Annotated in this window: 16 protein-coding genes; 3 read left to right on the top strand and 13 right to left on the bottom strand. The window is 67.2% G+C overall.

Features of this window, described 5'->3' with window-relative positions; translation table 11 throughout:
- Positions 1-135: 135 nt before the first annotated feature.
- From AB8808_RS01630 to AB8808_RS01595, 8 genes are all read right to left on the bottom strand, one after another.
- On the bottom strand, positions 136-1,938 hold the full coding sequence (locus tag AB8808_RS01630; RefSeq protein ID WP_369926179.1) for a monovalent cation:proton antiporter-2 (CPA2) family protein: 1,803 nt from the start codon (positions 1,936-1,938) through the stop codon (positions 136-138).
- An 84-nt stretch (positions 1,939-2,022) separates the two neighbouring features.
- The gene (hemB, locus tag AB8808_RS01625) at positions 2,023-3,012 is read right to left on the bottom strand and encodes a porphobilinogen synthase (RefSeq protein ID WP_369926177.1); all 990 of its coding nucleotides are present in this window, start codon (positions 3,010-3,012) and stop codon (positions 2,023-2,025) included.
- Between the two features lie 79 nt (positions 3,013-3,091).
- Positions 3,092-3,844 carry a heme ABC transporter ATP-binding protein gene (locus AB8808_RS01620; protein WP_369926175.1) on the bottom strand — a complete coding sequence of 251 codons (753 nt, stop codon included), beginning with the start codon at positions 3,842-3,844 and terminating at the stop codon, positions 3,092-3,094.
- Positions 3,845-3,861: 17 nt separating this feature from the next.
- Positions 3,862-4,893, bottom strand: a complete 1,032-nt coding sequence (locus tag AB8808_RS01615) for a FecCD family ABC transporter permease (protein WP_369926173.1) — start codon at positions 4,891-4,893, stop codon at positions 3,862-3,864.
- A complete protein-coding gene (locus tag AB8808_RS01610; protein WP_369926171.1) occupies positions 4,890-5,741 on the bottom strand; it encodes a heme/hemin ABC transporter substrate-binding protein in 852 nt (283 codons plus the stop codon). Before AB8808_RS01610 ends, AB8808_RS01615 begins: the two co-directional genes overlap by 4 nt.
- A complete protein-coding gene (locus tag AB8808_RS01605) occupies positions 5,738-6,811 on the bottom strand; it encodes a hemin-degrading factor (RefSeq protein ID WP_369926169.1) in 1,074 nt (357 codons plus the stop codon). Before AB8808_RS01605 ends, AB8808_RS01610 begins: the two co-directional genes overlap by 4 nt.
- A 10-nt stretch (positions 6,812-6,821) precedes the next feature.
- Positions 6,822-9,140 carry a TonB-dependent hemoglobin/transferrin/lactoferrin family receptor gene (locus tag AB8808_RS01600; protein ID WP_369926167.1) on the bottom strand — a complete coding sequence of 773 codons (2,319 nt, stop codon included), beginning with the start codon at positions 9,138-9,140 and terminating at the stop codon, positions 6,822-6,824.
- Between the two features lie 173 nt (positions 9,141-9,313).
- Positions 9,314-10,408 (bottom strand): ABC transporter ATP-binding protein, encoded by a 1,095-nt coding sequence (locus tag AB8808_RS01595; protein ID WP_369926165.1) that lies wholly within the window; start codon positions 10,406-10,408, stop codon positions 9,314-9,316.
- Positions 10,409-10,635: 227 nt separating this feature from the next.
- Here AB8808_RS01595 and glk point away from each other — a divergent pair, with 227 nt between their 5' ends.
- Positions 10,636-11,676 carry a glucokinase gene (gene glk / locus AB8808_RS01590; protein WP_036138205.1) on the top strand — a complete coding sequence of 347 codons (1,041 nt, stop codon included), beginning with the start codon at positions 10,636-10,638 and terminating at the stop codon, positions 11,674-11,676.
- 24 nt (positions 11,677-11,700) lie between these two features.
- Here glk and AB8808_RS01585 read toward each other — a convergent pair whose 3' ends face one another.
- From AB8808_RS01585 to secB, 5 genes are all read right to left on the bottom strand, one after another.
- Positions 11,701-11,925, bottom strand: a complete 225-nt coding sequence (locus AB8808_RS01585; protein WP_506193240.1) for an addiction module antidote protein — start codon at positions 11,923-11,925, stop codon at positions 11,701-11,703.
- Positions 11,832-12,284 (bottom strand): type II toxin-antitoxin system RelE/ParE family toxin, encoded by a 453-nt coding sequence (locus tag AB8808_RS01580; protein ID WP_506193239.1) that lies wholly within the window; start codon positions 12,282-12,284, stop codon positions 11,832-11,834. Before AB8808_RS01580 ends, AB8808_RS01585 begins: the two co-directional genes overlap by 94 nt.
- Before the next feature lie 108 nt (positions 12,285-12,392).
- A complete protein-coding gene (locus AB8808_RS01575) occupies positions 12,393-15,404 on the bottom strand; it encodes a DEAD/DEAH box helicase (RefSeq protein WP_369926160.1) in 3,012 nt (1,003 codons plus the stop codon).
- Positions 15,405-15,519: 115 nt separating this feature from the next.
- Positions 15,520-16,563 carry an NAD(P)H-dependent glycerol-3-phosphate dehydrogenase gene (locus tag AB8808_RS01570; RefSeq protein ID WP_285404217.1) on the bottom strand — a complete coding sequence of 348 codons (1,044 nt, stop codon included), beginning with the start codon at positions 16,561-16,563 and terminating at the stop codon, positions 15,520-15,522.
- A gap of 3 nt (positions 16,564-16,566) precedes the next feature.
- Positions 16,567-17,058, bottom strand: coding sequence for a protein-export chaperone SecB (gene secB, locus AB8808_RS01565; protein ID WP_036138212.1), 492 nt, complete (start codon positions 17,056-17,058; stop codon positions 16,567-16,569).
- Positions 17,059-17,362: 304 nt separating this feature from the next.
- On the opposite strand from secB, the gene rpmB reads away from it, so the two are divergent.
- Together rpmB and rpmG are read left to right on the top strand one after the other, a co-directional pair.
- Positions 17,363-17,599, top strand: coding sequence for a 50S ribosomal protein L28 (gene rpmB / locus AB8808_RS01560; protein ID WP_036109731.1), 237 nt, complete (start codon positions 17,363-17,365; stop codon positions 17,597-17,599).
- 11 nt (positions 17,600-17,610) lie between these two features.
- Complete coding sequence (gene rpmG / locus AB8808_RS01555; RefSeq protein ID WP_036109728.1) at positions 17,611-17,775, top strand: 50S ribosomal protein L33; 165 nt, start codon at positions 17,611-17,613, stop codon at positions 17,773-17,775.
- The last annotated feature ends 216 nt before the right edge of the window (positions 17,776-17,991 follow it).

Below are 17,991 nucleotides of genomic sequence, written 5' to 3'. Positions count from 1 at the left end.
GCCTTTCATGCTGGCGCGCCAGCTCCCTTGGGGGAATATCGCGAAGAGATGTCGCGCGCATCGCGCGCTCCTACAAATACCGTGTCGTGTGTCAGATGCGCGTTGTATGCCGTGCGTCCTGGCGGAAGGCTTGCCTCAGCCGTCTCGCTCGCGCTCGTCCACGGCGTCGGCTTCGAACAGCTGCTGCAGGTCGTGCAGGGCTTCCTTCGAGGACTGGATGAGCGCCGCGTCGTCGTCGTACACGAGGTACTGGGCGCGCAGCACCTGCTCGTCGTGCTTGCGGAAACGGGCGATACGACTGTCGACGACCTCCGCCGGCATGTCCAGCGACTGGAGCACGTGGCGGGTCATTTCCAGGCTGGAGTAGAACGTCTCGCGCACGGGTTCTTCGATGCCGATGTCCATCAGGCGGAAGGCGTGCTGGCGGTTACGTGCACGGGCGATGATCTTCAGGTGCGGATACTGCCGCCTGACCAGCCGGGCGGTGCGGATGTTGGCCTCCGGATCGTCGGTGGCGATGACGAACACCTCGGCCTTGTCGGCCTGGGCCGCACGCAGCATTTCCGGACGCGCGGGGTCGCCGAAGAACAGCGACGTGCCACCGAACCGCCGCGAGGTATCCACCTGCTCCACCGAGCTTTCCAGGGCGACGAACGGGATGTCCTGCGCGCGCAGCATACGCGCGACGATCTGGCCCATGCGGCCGAAGCCCGCGATGATGACCCGCGGCGTATCGGACTCGATGGTGTCGAATGCGCGGTCGGGCGTGTGCGTGCGCTCGTGCACCAGCCGGGAAGCCGCCAGCACCAGCAGCGGTGTCAGCGCCATGGACAGCGAGATGGCCATGACCATCAACCCGCGCTGGCTGTCGTCGATCAGGCGGTTCTGCTGGGCGAGGTTGAGGATGACGAACGCGAACTCGCCGCCGCTGGCCAGCACGGCGGCAAGCCGCACGGAATCGGCAGTGGTCAATGCGCCGATCAGCCGGCCCAGCGGCACGATCAGCATCGCCTTGACGGCCAGCAGCAAGACCACCATGCCCAACACCAGGAGCGGCTTGGCCACCAGCAGCGCGAGGTCGACCGACATGCCCACGCTGACGAAGAACAGCCCGAGCAGCAGCCCCTTGAACGGCTCGATGTTGGATTCCAGTTCGTGCCGGTATTCCGAATCCGCCAGCAGCAGGCCGGCCAGGAAGGCACCGAGCGTGACCGAGATGCCGGCCAGTTCCATCAGCCATGCCGTGCCCATGACCACGAGCAGGGCCGTCGCGGTGAACACCTCGGTGCTCTTGGCGCGGGCGACGAAACGGAACACGTGGCGCAACAGCAGGCGACCGCCCAGGATCACCCCGAAGATGGTGCCGACCACCCGCAGCACGCTGGCCAGGTCAGGGCCGTGCGCATCGTGGGCCACGGCGCTGCCCAGCAGGGGCACCGCGGCGATCAGCGGAATGGCGGCCAGGTCCTGGAACAGCAGGATGGCGAAGGCCTGGCGACCGTAGGCCGAACCGGCTTCCTTGCGCTCGGCCAGGATCTGCAGGCCGAAGGCCGTGGAAGACAGGGCCAGACTGCCGCCGACGATGACGCCGGCTTTCCAGGTGAGGCCGAACAGGAAATAGCCGATGGCGCCGAGCGCCAGCGCGCAGGTAATGACCTGCAGGCTGCCGCTGCCGAATACCGCGCGTCGCATCACCCACAGGCGCGATGGCGACAGTTCCAGCCCGATCACGAACAGCATCAGCACGACGCCGAAATCGGAGATCGTCGCGACACCCTCGGTGTCGTTTACCAGACCGAGGACCGACGGCCCGATGACCACCCCTGCCAACAGGTAGCCGAGCACGGCGCCAAGGCGGAAGCGCTTCGTGAGGGGCACGGCCACGACCGTCGCCAGCAGGAAGACGACGGCCGTCTCGAGAAAGTGATGTCCATCCATCCTGCGACTCCCGGAAGATCGTTCCGGATTATGTCACGCGAGCGAACACGCTGGCCTCGCACGATCGGCCAGCGATGCGGCGCATCAGCTCTTCAGCCAGCGCGCCACGTCCACCGCGAAATACGTGAGGATCGCGTCCGCGCCGGCACGCTTCATCGCCAGCAGGGATTCCATGACCACGGCCTTCTCGTCCAGCCAGCCGTTCTGCGCGGCGGCCTTGATCATCGCGTACTCGCCGCTGACCTGATAGACGAAGGTGGGCGCGCCGAAGGTGTCCTTCACCCGACGGACGATGTCCAGGTAAGGCAGGCCGGGCTTCACCATCACCGCGTCCGCACCCTCGGCGAGGTCTAGCTCCACCTCGCGCAGGGCTTCGTCGCTGTTGCCGACGTCCATCTGGTAGGTGTGCTTGTTGCCCTTGCCCAGGTTGCCCGACGAACCCACGGCGTCGCGGAACGGGCCGTAGAAGCTGGACGCGTACTTCGCCGAATACGCCAGGATGCGCGTGTGGATATGGCCGGCTTCCTCCAGGGCATCGCGGATGGCACCGATACGCCCGTCCATCATGTCGGACGGGGCGATGAAATCCATGCCGGCTTCCGCCTGCGCCAGCGACATCCGGATCAGCGCCTGCACCGTGGCGTCGTTCATCACGTAGCCGTCGGCGTCGATCAGGCCGTCCTGGCCGTGCGTGGTGTACGGGTCCAGGGCCACGTCGCCGATCAGGCCCAGGTCGGGAAAACGTTCCTTGAGGGCCCGCGTCGCGCGCTGGAACAACGCCTGTGCGTTCCAGGCCTCGGCGGCGTCTTCGCTCTTCACCTCGTTGCCCACCGACGGAAACAGGGCCAGTGCCGGGATGCCCAGCGCCACGCACTCCTCGCCGAGCTTCAACAGCTGGTCGATCGAGAGCCGTTCCACGCCCGGCATGGAGGCCACCGGCTGTCGTACGCCTTCGCCATCGACAACGAACGCGACCATGATCAGGTCGGACACGGTGAGCACGGTCTCGCGCATCAGGGCGCGGGAGAAGGCATCGCGGCGCATGCGACGCATGCGGACGGCGGGGAAGGTCATGAAGGGTGGCCTGTGGGTGGGCAAGGCCACCATTTTACGCCTCGACCGCGATCGCGGTGGCGGCACGGGGTCGCAGGCCTCAGGCCACCTCGATACCGCACGTCGCACCGCGGACCAGCGCGATGCCGTACACCTCCGAGAGCAGCGCCGGATCGAGTGTCGCCCCCGGCGACCCCTGCCGCAGCAGGCGACCGCCGGCCATCAACGCCACCTCATCGGCGTAGCGCGCGGCCAGTGCCAGGTCGTGCAGCACGGCCACCACGCCGAAACCCTGGGTCGCAAGGGCGCGGGCCCGGCGCAGGATGAAGTGCTGATGGGCAATGTCGAGCCCGGCCTCGGGTTCGTCCAGAAGCAGCCACGCGCCGTGGCTGGCCCCTTCCCATACCTGCGCCAGCACCCGGGCCAGGTGCACGCGTTGGCGCTCGCCACCGGACAACACCGTGTAACGCCGCCCACGCAGCGCCCAGGCATGGGCCGCGTGCAGCGCCGCGGTGACGATGCCGGCATCGCGCGTCCGGTCGGCCGGGTGGGGCCCGCGGCCCAGCGCCACCACTTCCTCCACGGTGAAGCCGAAGTCGAGATCCACGCGCTGGGAAAGCATGGCGCGTCGCCGGGCCAGGTCGCGCGGGTGCCATGCCGACAACGCGCGATCATCGAGCGTGGCCACGCCCCCGCTCGCATGCGTCAGGCCGGCAAGCACTTTCAGCAGGCTGCTCTTGCCCGCGCCATTGGGGCCGATCAACACCAGCAGCCGGCCCGACGCCGCGGTCAGCGACACGTCGTGCAGGATGTGCCGTCCCTGGCGAACCAGGTCGACGTGGCGAGTCGCCAACCGCCCCCGCAGCGCCGTCACCGCGCCGCACCGTTGCCGCGCCCGCGCAGCAGCCAGAGGAAGAAGGGCCCACCGACGAGCGCGGTGAGCACCCCGATCGGCAGTTCGCCGGGCGCGACGACCGTGCGTGCCAGCGCGTCGGCCGCCACCAGCAGCGTGGCACCGCCCACCGCGGAGGCCGGCAGGAGCAAGCGATGGTCGGGGCCGAAGCCCATGCGCAGCAGATGCGGCACGATCAGGCCGACGAAACCGATCACGCCGGTAAAGGCCACCGAGGCACCGACGGCCAGCGCGACCAGACCCACGAGGAAGGGCTGCAGGCGCTCGGGCCGGTGGCCGAGCAGCGTCGCCTCGCTCTCGCCCAACAACAGGGCGTTGAGCCCTGCCGCGGCGGAGGGAAGGCACAGCAATGGCAGCAGTATCCACGGGGCCACCGTGGCCAGCCGCGACCAACTCGCGCCACCCAGGCTGCCAAGCGACCAGAAGGTCAGGTCGCGCAGCTGGTTTTCGTCCGCCAGATAGGTCAGCAGGCCGACCCCGGCCATGGCGATGGCGTTCACCGCGACGCCGGCGAGCAGGAGATGGCTGACGCCGCCACGATGGCGGCCCAGCACGTAGACGAAGGAGGTCGCGCCCAGGCCACCCACGAACGCCGCGGCGGCGACCCGCCAAGAGCCGGCCTGGCCACCGAGCACGATCGCGCCGACGGCGCCGAGGGCCGCGCCGGCGGACACGCCGATCAGACCGGGATCGGCCAGCGGGTTGCGGAACAGGCCCTGCATCGTCGCCCCGCCGCTGGCCAGCGCCGCGCCGACCAGGATCGCCAACAGCACCCTGGGCAGCCGCAGGCCGAGCACCACCGCGTCGTCGCCGCGCGCCGCGAGGCCATCCATCGCACGCAGAAGGGATGCAAGCACCTCGCGCGGCGGAATGTCGATGGCGCCGTGGCAGAGGCTCCACAGCACCGCCACGACGAGCAGCAGGACGAGCGCCGGCAGCGCCAGGCGGCGCCACGTCAACGTCGGCAACACGGCCACCACGGTGCTCATGGCGCGAGGAAAGACCAGCGCCGTTGCAGCGCGAGGGCCTCGTCGGCCGTACGCGGGCCGAAACCGAGCAGCGCCTGGCCCGGCACGAAGAACACCCGCCGGGCCTTGCCGGCCGGCGTATCGGCGACACCCGGCAGGGCCAGCACACCCGCGATGCCACCGACCGCCGCTTCGCGCTCCTGCATGAGGACGATGACGTCGGGCGCCATGGCCACCAGTGCTTCGGGAGACACGGCCTTGTAGCCGTCGATGCCCGCGGCGACATTGCGGGCCCCTGCCAGGACCAGCGCACGGTCGGCGGCCGTCTCCGCGCCGGCGGCCATGGGGCTGCCCTGCCCTGTCGACATGAGGAACACCGCGCGGGGATGATGGGACATGGCAACCACCGCAGCCGACAGTGTCGCGAACGTGCGCGTCACGCTGCGCGCCAGCGACTCCGCGTCCGCCGCGTGGCCGGTGAGCGCACCCACGCTGCGGATTTTCGCAACGATGTCCTCCGGCGTGCGCGATGCGGGCAACGAGGCGGTGCGCACACCCGCCTCGCGCAGCTGCGCCAGGGCCGCGGGCGGACCGGCATCGTGGGTCGCCACGATCAGGTCGGGGCGCAAAGCGAGCACGCCTTCCGCACTCAACTGCCGCACATAGCCGACCTGCGGCAGCGACGTGGCCGCCACGGGCCAGGTGCTGGTGCTGTCCACCGCGACCAGGTTGCCTTCGGCGTGGATGGCGTAGAGGGTCTCGGTGACGTCGCCGCCCAGGGCGACGATGCGCGACGCGGCGTTCGCTGTGAGCGACACGCACGCGAGCAGGGCGGCAAGCGCGAGATGACAGACACGGGTCGTCTTCATGCCGCCGCTCCTGCCGCTGCCAGCAACGCCCGCCAGTCGTCGCGCTCCGGCACGCCCGGTTTGCGCCGGCCGAACACCTGCACGATCTGCGTGCCGTCCTCCGCGTACAGTTCCAGTGACGTGACCATGCCTTCGGGTACCGGCTTGCGCACGATCCAGCTTTCGGCAATCGCGTCGGCACGAAGGTGCAGGTTGAAGTCGTCATCCAGCACGTTGAGCCAGGGCCCGGCCATCGCCACCTTCCGCACCGGGCCGGTATGGATCTGCACCACGCCCGGCGAGCCGACGAAGACCATCAGCGGCTCGCCACCCGCCGCCGCGCCTTCGAGCACCCGGCGCACGGTGCCATCGTCCACCCGGCTGGCGAACTCCGACCCCACCAGCCGCAGGGCCTGCGTGCGGGTCACCCGGTGCTTCCTCAGCAAGGCGAAGAAGTCGTGCGGGTCGCGCAACGCACGCCATCCATCGCGGAGTGCATCGACGGATACCTCGTCATCCGACTGCTGCACCGGAAGCGGGTCCGCCACCGCCACGCAATCGATGAGCGGTGACTGCACGGCCGCCGTGTAGCGATGCACCAGCGAGCGCCAGGCCGGACGATCGCTGTGTTCGGTGAGGTACACCTTGTGCACAGCCTTGCCGTCGCCGTCGAAGAACTGCAGGCTTTCCAGCGTGCGTCCGCGCGCCGATTCGCGAACCGCAAAACCGTAACGCCAGTGGGTGAGGAAAAGGCGGAGGTCGATATCCTCCGCAAGCACGATGCCCATGGTGCCGCCGATATCGATGTTCTCGTAACGGCCTTGCTTTTCATGCACACAGTACGCGTTGCGGGTAAGCGCCATCACACGCCCCAGCGAGGGAATCTCGCGGATCAGGCCCGGCAACTCACCCTCCAGTCGCGTAACCCCGTCGCCGACGCGACTGGCCACGAGTTCGCCCTCGCTCACGCCCAGGCGTTGCGCCGCGTCGCGGGCGCGAAGCCCGGGTTCGGCGTCGCGCAACCGTCGCCAGCCGTCCACCAGCGCGGGTATGTCCAGGCGTAATGGCGCCGATACGGGAATCTGCTGCATGGTCGTATCCTCAGAAGGTGTAACGGGCCGATACCGAGACGGCACGCCCCGGCATGGTCAGGCGTTCGATCTGTGCGTTGCGCACCTGGGCGTCGTCCACACCGCCACCGGTGGCCACGTTGGTCAACACGCCGCCGTGCAACGAGCCCCAGTCCCAGTACCTGCGATCGGCCAGGTTGGTGACGCCGGCCATCAGCTCCAGCGCAGCGATGGGTTTCCAGTGCGCGTAGAGGTCGATCGTCGCGTAACCCGGCGCGCGATACGTGTCGGCATCGTCCAGGCGCGACTTGCGGCGCACGCCCTTGCCGATCAGTTCGGCGCCCCACGTCGATGCGTCGTAGGACACACCCACGACAGCGGACAAGGGATCGACGCTGTTCAAGGGCGACGTGCCGCCGACGCCATAGACCTGCTTGTCACCCCTGGCGGCGGACAGGCTGCCCTGGATGCGCCAGCCGCGCAGCGCGTCGCTCAAGGCACCGAGCATCAGGCCGCCGGAGGCTTCGGCACCCTTGATGGTGGCGCGAGGGAAGTTCACCGCCTGCATGACGATCAGCAGGTTCTGGTTGAGCGCCCATTGCGGCCACTGGCTTCGATCCAGCGTGTAGCCGCCATATATGAAGTTGCGATAGCGGTTGTAGTACGTGCTTGCCGAGAAATAGCCCAGCTCGCCGTTACCGCGCACGCCGATCTCGATACCCCTGCTGGTCTCGGGCTTCAACGTCGGATTGGGCACGATGCCGTAGAGGCGTGGCGTACCCCATGCCACCGCCAGTTCGCTGTACAGCGGCGGGCGGAAACCCTGCGCGTAGCTCGCGTAGAGCTCGACGTTCTCCGCCATCGCGTAGGTGGCGCCGAGCTTTGGCGAGAATCGGCTCTTCGTCACGTTGCCGAGCCCATCCTGGACGAACGCGCCGTCGTAGTAGGGATCGTTCCGGTCGGGTCTGAAGGCATAACGGTCCCAGCGGACACCGGGCGTGACACGCAACCGGCCGTCCATCAGGACGAGCTCGTCCTGCGCGAAAACGGCGTAGCGATCGGTATCGTTGCGCGGGAAGAAGCGCAGCGGGTAGTTCTCCGGCATGTACGGCGAACGACTCGACACGACGCCGGTAGCCACGTTTCTGCCCTGACCATTCAGCTCGCCCGACGGCGTGGTACGCGAGGCCTCGATGCCATAGGCGATACGCTGGTCGACGTCGCTACCCTGAAGCGAACGGAACAGCGTTAGCTTGCCGCCCCACAGCCTTTCGCTCAGGTCGCTCAGGTAGAGGCGATCGTAGGTCGCGGCGCGCGAGGGCACATTGGCCAGGGTACGCGTGCTCGATTGGGTTTCCGACGTCTGCCACCACGCGTCCCACTCGACACGATCGGCGATGCCCAGGTCGATGTCGGCGTATCGTTGCCCCACCGAAACGCGGGTGCGCGTGGCACGGTCGGCCGCGACATCCGCCAGGAGCCGCGTGGTGCCGGCCTGGCCCAGCCCGCTGAGTACGTCGGTATCGACGCGGTTGCGGTACATGTCGACCGTGACGCGATCCTCGCGCCCCGACAGTGCGACATGCACATACTTGCCCAGCACGCTGGTGGTGTTCTGCGTCAACGGATCGGGGCGAGTGCGCAGATAGTTGGCCGTGTCGACATCGCCGGTGTTGCCGAGCTGGTTCGCTTCGCGATGATCGGCGACGAACACGATGCCGTTCTTCGGCGTGCCGCCCGCCAGCGTCAGCGACGTGCCCAGCGAGCGCTCGGCACTGCCGTAGCGCTCCTTCACCGATACGTAGACATCCTTGCCATCACGCAAGTAATCGGCGGGGTCCTTGGTGGTGTAGCGCACGGTGCCGCCGAGTGCGTCCGAAGGGTCAAGGGCGGATGCGGGGCCCCGGACGATCTCGACACTCTTCAGGGTGTCCGGGTCGACGAAGCTGCGTCCGGCACGCATGCCCGTGGTCGAGAAGCCGAAGGCGCTGGAAGCCGATACGCCGTCGGTCAGGATGGCCACGCGGTTACCGCCCAGGCCGCGGATATTGAAACTGTCGAGGCCCCAGCGCCCCGCCGTGCCCACGGCCGAGACGCCAGGTTCGTATTTCACGAGATCCCGTATGTCGACGACGAGGTGGCGATCCATGGCCTGGCGATCGATGACCGACACGGTGGCCGGCACATCGAAACGGAATGCCGAACCGATCGCGGTCACGGTGATGCGCGGCAGCTCGTCGGTGGTCGTAGCGGCTACTGCATCGGCGGCGTCGCGACCGTTGGCATGGGCAAGGGGCGAACAGGAGAGTGCCGCGCCGATCAGCGCGGCGAGGGCATGCTTTGGCAACACGTGATAGGTCCTTCGCAAGGTCGTGCCGATGAGGCACGTTTCGGGAGCTTGCGAAGGAGGCGTCCTGCCTCCGGCTGGCGCCGGTCAAGGGGAGCCGCACCCGGAGGTGCGACGTCGCGCCATGTTAATGCGAATGGTTCGCATTAATAACCACCCAACACGCTGTTTGTGGATCAGGCCTCGATACGGTTCGTGGTTTCCGTATCGAAGAAATGCACCCGCTCACGGTGGAAGCCGAGGGCGATCTCGCTGTCCGGTCGCACCGTGGAGTGCGGCGGCACGCGGGAGACGAGTTCGTCGCCGCCATGGCGCATGTTGAGGAACACCTCGTTGCCGACCGGCTCCACCACGTCGACATGCGCGTGCAGCCGTGCCTCGACACCGGGGTGATCGTCGACGGTGAGCAGGTCTTCCGGGCGGATACCGACGATGAGCGGCTTGTCCACGTACGCGGCCAATACGTCGCTCTGCGTGCCGAGGGCCAGCGTGCCCTCCTTCATCACCAGGCGCAGTCCGTCCTCGCGGCGTAGCGTGCCGTGGAAGAGATTCATTGCGGGACTGCCGAGGAAGCCCGCGACGAACAGGTTCACCGGCTTGTTGTAGAGGTTCATCGGCGTATCCAGCTGCTGGATGACTCCGCCGTTGAGCACCACGATGCGCTGGCCGAGCGTCATCGCCTCGATCTGGTCGTGCGTGACGTACACCATGGTGGCGCCCACGCGGCGGTGGATGCGCGCGATCTCGACACGGGTGGAAAGGCGAAGCTTGGCATCGAGATTGGACAGCGGCTCGTCGAGCAGGAATACCGACGGGTCGCGCACCATCGCGCGCCCCAGCGCCACACGCTGCCGCTGCCCGCCAGACAGGGCCGCGGGACGATGGTCCAGGCGCTCGTCCAGTCCCAGCATGTCGGAGGCACCCGCCACTCGACGATCGATCTCGGCCTTGTCCACCCCGCGCAGGCGCAGGCCGAAGCCGAGGTTCTCGCGCACGGTCATGTGCGGATAAAGCGCGTAGTTCTGGAACACCATGGCGATGTCGCGGTCTTTCGGCGGCACGTCGTTGACGACGCGGTCGCCGATGCTCAACGTGCCGCCGGAGATCGACTCCAGCCCGGCGATCATGCGCAACAGCGTGGTCTTGCCGCAGCCCGACGGCCCGACCAGCACCAGCAACTCGCCGTCGGCGATGTCGAAGCTCGCCTCCTTCAGGGCCACATGGCCGTTCGGATAAACCTTGCGCACCTTGTCGAGGCGAACTGCTGCCATCACTTACTCTCCCGTTGACCCGCATCCGAGGGGCAAATGCCCCGCCATGGACACGGGCGATGCGGTATTCTGCCCGCGTAAACGTTTACGTCAAAGTGTCGGTCGCGCGCCACCGTTTTTGAACGCCCCATGCGTGTGAAGAGGGCGTGGAGCAAACCGTCACTGGACGCCAGCGCCCGCGCGAGGCAACCTTGCGGGCTTCCGTGATCTGACAGGTCTGAAAAAACATGTCCAACGTGAGCGCCGCGGCGCCGACTCTGCTCGCCGACCTCGGCGGCACCAATGTGCGCTTCGGCATCGCGCATCCGGAAGCGGATCAACCACTTATCCAGGAAAGTATCCGGCGTTACCACGTCAAGGACTACGCCTCCCTTGGCGATGCCGCCAAGCAGTACTTCAAGGAAACCGGCCACGAGGCGCAGCGCGCCATCATCGCCGCGGCCGGCCGTATCGACAACGGCGAGACGGTCAAGGTCACCAACAACCCGTGGGCGATCTCGGCGAAGAACCTCGCAGCCGAGCTCGATCTGGAATGGGTGCACCTGGTCAACGATTTTGCCGCGCAGTCCATGGCGGTCATGCTGATGAGCTCCGCGAAGGACGCCAGCGGCCACCAGGACCTGGTGGAGGTGGGTACCGTCCCGGTGCCGAAGATCGGCGCCAAGGACGAGCAGACCTTCGTGGTGGTGGGCCCGGGCACCGGCCTGGGCGTGGGTGGCCTGCTCATTCGCGGCGAGAAGGTCAGCGTGCTGCAGACCGAAGGCGGCCACGCCGGCTTCGCCGCGCACAGCGCCGAGGACATCGAGATCCTCAAGGTGCTGAACCTGCGTTACGGCCGCGTCTCCAACGAGCGCCTGATCTGCGGCCAGGGCCTGGTCAACCTCTACGAGGCGATTTGCGAGATCTCCGGCCAGAAGCCGCGCGCGGACATCACGCCCGAAGAAATCACCAAGCTGGCTACGGACAAGAGTTGCGCCATGTGCGACCGCGCCGTGGAAACCTTTGCCGGCATCTTCGGCAGCGTGGCCGGCGACCTCGTGCTGACCCTGGGTGCCTGGGACGGCGTGTACCTTACCGGTGGCATGACACCGATCCTTCTTCCGTGGATCCAGAAGGGCAAGTTCCGCGAGCGCTTCGAGGCGAAGGGTCGTTTCCGCGACACGATGGAACAGGTACCGACGCAGGCGATCATGAACCCGGAACCGGGCCTCATCGGTGGCGCGGCGCTGGCCATCGTGGAAGCCGGCGGCACCCCGCTGCGCCGCTGACACCCAGGCGGCAGCCGCCATGCGTCATGCCGCGCGCAGCTGGAGCCCCAGCGCGCGCATGACGCGCATGACCGTCGCGAATTCCGGATTGCCCTCCGCCGAGAGGGCGCGATACAGCCCCTCGCGCGACAGGCCCGCCGCGCGTGAGACGCGGCTCATGCCACGCGCCCGGGCGATATCGCCCAGCGCGGCACGAATGAGGCTGCCATCACCCGGATCGTCGTCCAGGCTGGCGTTGAGATAGGCCATGTGATCCGCCTCGGTGACGAGGCGCTCGACGGGGTCCCAGCGAGTGAATTTCTCTTGCATGCTTGCTTGTCCCATGAGGCGGCACGTGCCGTGGCTTTCCTGATGTCACGCTGTTGCGAAGTCTTGTCTCCACCGCAGAGCAGGATGACCATCACGCCCGAACGCTGGATGAAATAGACCCGGTAGCCCGGTCCGTGATCGATGCGTATCTCGCGGACGCCCTCGCCCACATGCTTGACGTCACCGAGATAGCCGAGCGAGAGCCTGCGGATCCGGACATCGATGCGCGTGACGGCCGACCGATCGCGGAGCGACGACAACCAGCGGCGGAACGTTTCACTTTCGGCAATCTCGTACATGCCGCGCAACGTAACTCATAAGTTACACATGTGACCTATGGATTACAAGTATCGAGACGATAGATTACGCAGCAAAAAGCTGATCTGCCGAAAAAACAGTCTTTCCGATCAGAGGGGAGGCGCCAGCAGGGCGTCGAGGTCGCTCTCGTCGAAGCTCAGCCGCTCCCGGCTGCCGCCGCCTTCGAGGACGGCATCGGCCAGGTCAGCCTTGCGCGCCTTCAGCTCCTCGATGCGCTCCTCGACCGTGCCCGCGGTGATCAGGCGATAGACGAATACCGGTTTGTCCTGACCGATGCGGTGCGCGCGATCGCTGGCCTGCGCTTCGGCGGCGGGGTTCCACCAGGGGTCGTAATGGATGACGGTGTCCGCGCTGGTGAGGTTCAGGCCCACGCCGCCCGCCTTCAACGAAAGCAGGAACAGCGGTACGTCGCCTTCCTGGAAGCGCTGCACCGGCTCGGCACGATCGCGCGTTTCGCCGGTAAGCGTAACGTAGCTGATACGACGCCGATCGAGCTCGGCCGCGATGAGCTTCAGCATCTCGGTGAACTGACTGAACAACAGCACCCGACGGCCCTCGGCCAGCAACGCGGGCAACATGTCCATCAGCAGTTCGAACTTGGCCGAGTCGCGCACGCCGCGCGCGGCCTCGAGCTTCACCAGGCGCGGATCGCAGCAGACCTGACGAAGTTTCAGCAAGGCGTCGAGCACCACGATGCCGCTATGCGCGATGCCACGCTGCGCGATCACCTCGCGCAGCTCCTCCGCCAGTGACAGGCGCAGGCTTTCATAAAGGTCGCGCTGGCGCGACTCCATCACCACACGGCGCGTGATCTCGGTCTTGGCAGGCAGTTCGGAGGCCACCTGTGCCTTCGTGCGACGAAGGATGAAAGGTGCGATGCGCCGGTTAAGGCGGTCCTGGCATTCGATGTCCTGGTGCTTCTCGATCGGCGCGCGATAGTGCCGACGGAACGCGCCTTCGTCACCGAGCAGGCCGGGGACGGCGAGGTCCACCTGCGACCACAGTTCGCCGAGGTGATTCTCCAACGGCGTACCGGTGAGACAGAGGCAGCGCGGCACATTCATCGCGAGCAGCGCCCGGCGTGCCTGCGTGCGGGGGTTCTTCACCTGTTGCGCTTCGTCCAGCACCACCAGCGAGAACGCCTGTTTCTTCAGCGTCTCCACATCGCGTGGCAGCAGCGCATACGTGGTCAGGATGACATCGCGCTCGCCGATATGGGCGAAGGTTTCGGCACGCTGCGGGCCATGCAGTGCAAGCACGCGCAGGCCAGGAGCGAAGCGAGCCAGCTCGGACGACCAGTTGGGTACAAGGCTGGTCGGCACCACGACCAGTGCCGGCGACTCGAGGTTGCCGCTTTCCTTCAGGGCCAACAGGTGGGTGATGAGCTGCAGCGTCTTGCCAAGCCCCATGTCGTCGGCGAGCACGCCGCCCGTGCCGGCCTCGGCCAGCGCGTTCATCCAGCGCAGGCCGTCACGCTGATAACCGCGCAACTCGGCACGCAGGCCTTCCGGCACGGCATCGCTGGCACGCTCCGCCGCCTCGCGCAGGCGCTTGGTAAAACCACGCAGGCGCTCGGGCGCCTCGAACGAACCGCCGCTGGGCAGGGCCTGCACCAGTTCTTCCAGGCGACCGGCCTGCACGCGGGGCAGGTGCAATTGCTGACGCGGTTTTTCGAGGTATTCCGCCAGCGGCGCCAGCAGACCGCGCAGTTCCTTCAGGCGCACCGGCACGCGGCGACGCTCGTCCACCGGTGCATACCAGACGGAATCCTCCGCCTCGCCCGGGGTGGGGCTCAGGCTGAGCTGATGCTCCGCCAGTGCATGGGCCACGGCGGGCAGCAGGTTGACCCGCTTGCCCTCCACCTCGATGCCGATTTCCAGGTCGAAGGCGCGGTCGGCGTCGTCCTCGTGAGCCTTGCCGTACCAATGCACCGGACCTTCCAGCACCTCGAAGGGAAAGCTGCGGTCGTATTCCAGCACGAAGCCGTCGGCTTCGAGTCGGGGACGCAATGCGAGCCAGCGCGCGGGGGTGTTCACTTCCAGCGCACCGGCATAGCCCTTGCCGGGAAACAGCCAGGCATCGTCGGGCAGCGTGTCGGCCATGTCCCAGGGCAGGCCCTCGGTATCGACGGCCGGATTGAGGCCCGCACCTTCCAGGGTTTCCATGGAGGCGAGTTCTTCCGCCCGACGCCGCGCGATCTCCAGCAAGGCACCGTTACGCACGCGGCGCACCAGCGGCTCGCCGCCGCGCCCCGGAAGCCGTTCGCCGGCGTAATCGAAGGCGAGCCGGCCATACGCCAGCGGCGGGGTGCCGGCGGCAAGACGGGCGTGCCGCGTCAGCGCGTGCAGTACCAGCACGGGCCGTGGCGACACCTCGGCACGGCGCATGTCGCCGAACACCTGCGGTGCGGGAAGGCGCGATCCCATGCGCGTACCCGCCACACCGGTCATGAAAGCGGCCGTGCTTTCGGGCGGCAGGGGCGGCAGGTCCAGCCAGGTGTCCTCGTCGGGCGAGCCCTCCAGCGGGCCCACTTCCGCGTGCTCGGCATCGAGGAACCACAGCGAGCCGACGCGGAACAGCCGCTGGCTGGCGGGAAGTGCCGGCTGCAGTTTCTGGCTGCCGTCCTTCTCCAGATTCCAGCGCCAGCTGAGTGCGTGCGGCTGGCCGCGCGACAGCTTGAGTCCCGCCACGCCGCCGAAAAAGCATGGCGCGCCATCGAGCACCTCGGATAACAGCTGGTCGCCCAGTGCACCGGCGAAGCGCGCGTAGCTGCGGCTCTTGCGAAGGGTTTGCGGCAGGCCGAGCACCGTCGAGGCCAGGCGTTTTTCGGCCACGGTGAGCGCGGCATCGGGAAGATGGCGGCTGTCCAGCGGGGTGGGCCGCGAATAGCGCCCTTCCTCGCCGAGCGTCAGCAGCACCGGCGCAACATCCAGGCGGGCGGCCGGTTCGTGGTCGTCGTTGACGCCCTCGAGGAAGAAGCCGAGAACGATACGCCCGGCCGATGGCTCGGGCGCCGCCGGCTCGACGAGCGCGCGCTGCCATGCCACGGGTAACCCGTCGGCCATGGCGTGACGCCTGCGCTTGTCGTCCGGTTGATGCATCCGTATGCGAGCCTTTCGGCGCGACCAAAACAGGAAGCTTAGCAAAGGCGGCACGGCGTGCCCGTAGGACTTTTTACCCCGCGGACCGTCCCGGTTCAGCCAGCCGGGAGATGCCTCATGCGGCCGGTGCGCGGTGCGGAAAGAGGTCGACGGGGTATTCGGCCTTCTGTTCGCGGCCCATCAGCGTGCGCAGCCCCTGCTCGGGCGTGACCTCGCCATGGAGCACGGAGCGCACGGCGGCGGAGATCGGCAGGTCCAGCCCGTGAAACCCCGCGAGGCGGGCCACCTCGTCGGCCGTTACCACGCTTTCGACGACCTGGCCGATCTGGCGTATCGCCTCGGCCAGGGGAATGCCCCGACCCAGCGCGAGGCCGAGACGACGGTTGCGCGACAAATCACCCGTGCAGGTCAGCACCAGGTCGCCCAGGCCGGCAAGACCCATCAGGGTTTCGGCCCGGGCGCCCAGGGCGACGCCGAGGCGAAGCATTTCGTTCATGCCGCGGGTGATCAGGCCAGCGCGAGCGTTGAGCCCCAGTTCCATGCCGTCGGCGACGCCCGTGGCCACGGCCAGCACGTTTTTCATCGCGCCACCGAGCTCCGCGCCCAGGATGTCGTTACCGGTATAGGCCCGGAAATTGGGCGCATGCAGCAGCACGGCCAGTTCCTTGCCGAAAGCGTCATCCGTGGCATGCACGGTCACGGCACTGGGCAGGCCGGCCGTGACCTCGCGCGCGAAGGACGGCCCCGTGACCACCGCGGCAGGTCGACCGGGCAGTTTCTCGCCGACCAGCTCGTGCAGGAAACGACCGGTGCCGGTTTCGAAGCCCTTGGTGGCCCATGAAATACGCACGCCCGGCTCGAGCATCGGCACGATCTGGTCGAGCAGTGCGGCGAACGCGTGACTGGGCACCACCAGCAGCACGATGTCGGCCCCGCGCAACACGCTGGCCAGGTCGGCGTCGTAGGTGAGTTCCGGCGGCAGATCCAGGTCGGGCAGGTAACGCACGTTGCGCCGCGAGGCGGCCATCGCCGCCAGTACGTCCGCATCGCGCCCCCACAACCGGGTGGGGACGTCGTTGCGTGCCAGCAGCGCGGCCAACGCCGTGCCCCAGGAACCGGCACCGAGGACGGCGACGGTGGGTCGGGAAGCGGCGTTCATCGCTCAGCTGTTGAGCGGATGGGCACCGGCGCCTTCGACCTGCTGGCGCTGCTGTTCGGCGTACAGGGCGTCGAAGTTGATCGGCTGGAGGAGGAACGGCGGGAAGCCGCCTTCCTGGATCATGGCCGAGACCATCTGGCGCGCGTAGGGGAACAGCAGATTCGGGCAATAGGAGCCCAGGATGCCGTCACGGTCTTCCGCAGTGAAGCCGCCGATACCGAAGATACCGGCCTGGTGGACTTCGGCCAGGTAGGCGGTGCGCTCGCCCAGGTTGCAGGTGAGCGTGAGGCTGAGCACCACTTCGAACAGGTCGTTACCCAGGTCGACGGCCTTGTGGCCGAGGTTGAGCTGCACCTGCGGCTGCGTTTCCGTCTCGCCCATTTCCTGGAACACCTGCGGCGCGTTGGGCGCTTCGAAGGAGGCATCCTTGACGTAGATCTTTTGCAGCATGAGCTGCGGCTGGCCGGCCTGGCCGTTGACGGTGATGTCTGCCATTGCTTGAATCCTCGAAGGCGTCGTATGGGCGGGATACGTGCCGCTGGCACGAAAGCCGGGATTGTTTCACACAACCCGGCGCGCCGCACAGTCCGGCTTGCGTGGCGGGGTGGGATTCTGAGAGAATGCCCGGCTTCCCTATGCCGACCCGATACGTCGGGCACGTCCGTCATGTGATGCGGGCCTTGTCGAACGGGATGCTCCACCCCCTCCAGCCATCACATGGCGTCCCGCAACCCGGGCCGTGGCTGGGCCGTCGCCACCCTGGCCAAAGGGCGGTCCAACGAATCTAAAGGAGGTCATCATGGCCCGTAGATGCCAAGTCACCAACAAGGGCGTGCAGAGCGGCAACAACGTCTCGCACGCAAACAACAAGACCCGCCGCCGCTGGCTGCCGAACCTGCACGAGCGCCGCTTCTGGGTCGCGAGCGAGAACCGTTGGGTGAAGCTTCGCGTTTCCAACCACGCGCTGCGCACCATCGACAAGAACGGCATCGAAGCCGTGCTGGCCGACCTCCGTTCCCGCGGCGAAAAGATCTAAGGAGATCAACCATGGCAAGCAAGCGCGATAAGCACCGCCTGATTTCCACCGCGGGCACCGGTCACTTCTACACGACCACGAAGAACAAGAAGAACACCCCCGAAAAGATGGTGTTCATGAAGTACGATCCTGTCGTCCGCAAGCATGTGGAATACAAGGAAGGCAAGATTAAATAAGCGCCTGGCGCTTTTCGATCTTCCTGAAAAACCCGCCGCGAGGCGGGTTTTTTTTGGCTCGTCGTTCCTGGCCGGGAACGAGTCGCGGTCAGTGAAGAAAAAAGGGTTCTTCACGGATGACCCGGGCCCGTCCCGAAGCCGAAGCCAGAGCCAGAGCCACCGTCGCTAGGAGGGCGCGGCGAAAAACCGTAAAAAAGGCCCGCCAGTGATGGCGAG

Origin of the sequence: Xanthomonas sp. NCPPB 2632, assembly GCF_041228075.2 — a bacterium.
Lineage (GTDB): Bacteria > Pseudomonadota > Gammaproteobacteria > Xanthomonadales > Rhodanobacteraceae > Luteibacter.
This window is presented reverse-complemented; position numbering and strand designations above follow the sequence as displayed.

Bases quoted from the DNA above. Each gene is read 5' to 3' on its own strand.
- AB8808_RS01630 (WP_369926179.1), bottom strand. From the start codon at position 1,938: ATGGATGGACATCACTTTCTCGAGACGGCCGTCGTCTTCCTGCTGGCG.
- hemB (WP_369926177.1), bottom strand. From the start codon at position 3,012: ATGACCTTCCCCGCCGTCCGCATGCGTCGCATGCGCCGCGATGCCTTC.
- AB8808_RS01615 (WP_369926173.1), bottom strand. From the start codon at position 4,893: ATGAGCACCGTGGTGGCCGTGTTGCCGACGTTGACGTGGCGCCGCCTG.
- AB8808_RS01610 (WP_369926171.1), bottom strand. From the start codon at position 5,741: ATGAAGACGACCCGTGTCTGTCATCTCGCGCTTGCCGCCCTGCTCGCG.
- AB8808_RS01605 (WP_369926169.1), bottom strand. From the start codon at position 6,811: ATGCAGCAGATTCCCGTATCGGCGCCATTACGCCTGGACATACCCGCG.
- AB8808_RS01595 (WP_369926165.1), bottom strand. From the start codon at position 10,408: ATGGCAGCAGTTCGCCTCGACAAGGTGCGCAAGGTTTATCCGAACGGC.
- glk (WP_036138205.1), top strand. From the start codon at position 10,636: ATGTCCAACGTGAGCGCCGCGGCGCCGACTCTGCTCGCCGACCTCGGC.
- AB8808_RS01585 (WP_506193240.1), bottom strand. From the start codon at position 11,925: ATGGCCTATCTCAACGCCAGCCTGGACGACGATCCGGGTGATGGCAGC.
- AB8808_RS01580 (WP_506193239.1), bottom strand. From the start codon at position 12,284: ATGTACGAGATTGCCGAAAGTGAAACGTTCCGCCGCTGGTTGTCGTCG.
- AB8808_RS01575 (WP_369926160.1), bottom strand. From the start codon at position 15,404: ATGCATCAACCGGACGACAAGCGCAGGCGTCACGCCATGGCCGACGGG.
- AB8808_RS01570 (WP_285404217.1), bottom strand. From the start codon at position 16,563: ATGAACGCCGCTTCCCGACCCACCGTCGCCGTCCTCGGTGCCGGTTCC.
- secB (WP_036138212.1), bottom strand. From the start codon at position 17,058: ATGGCAGACATCACCGTCAACGGCCAGGCCGGCCAGCCGCAGCTCATG.
- rpmB (WP_036109731.1), top strand. From the start codon at position 17,363: ATGGCCCGTAGATGCCAAGTCACCAACAAGGGCGTGCAGAGCGGCAAC.
- rpmG (WP_036109728.1), top strand. From the start codon at position 17,611: ATGGCAAGCAAGCGCGATAAGCACCGCCTGATTTCCACCGCGGGCACC.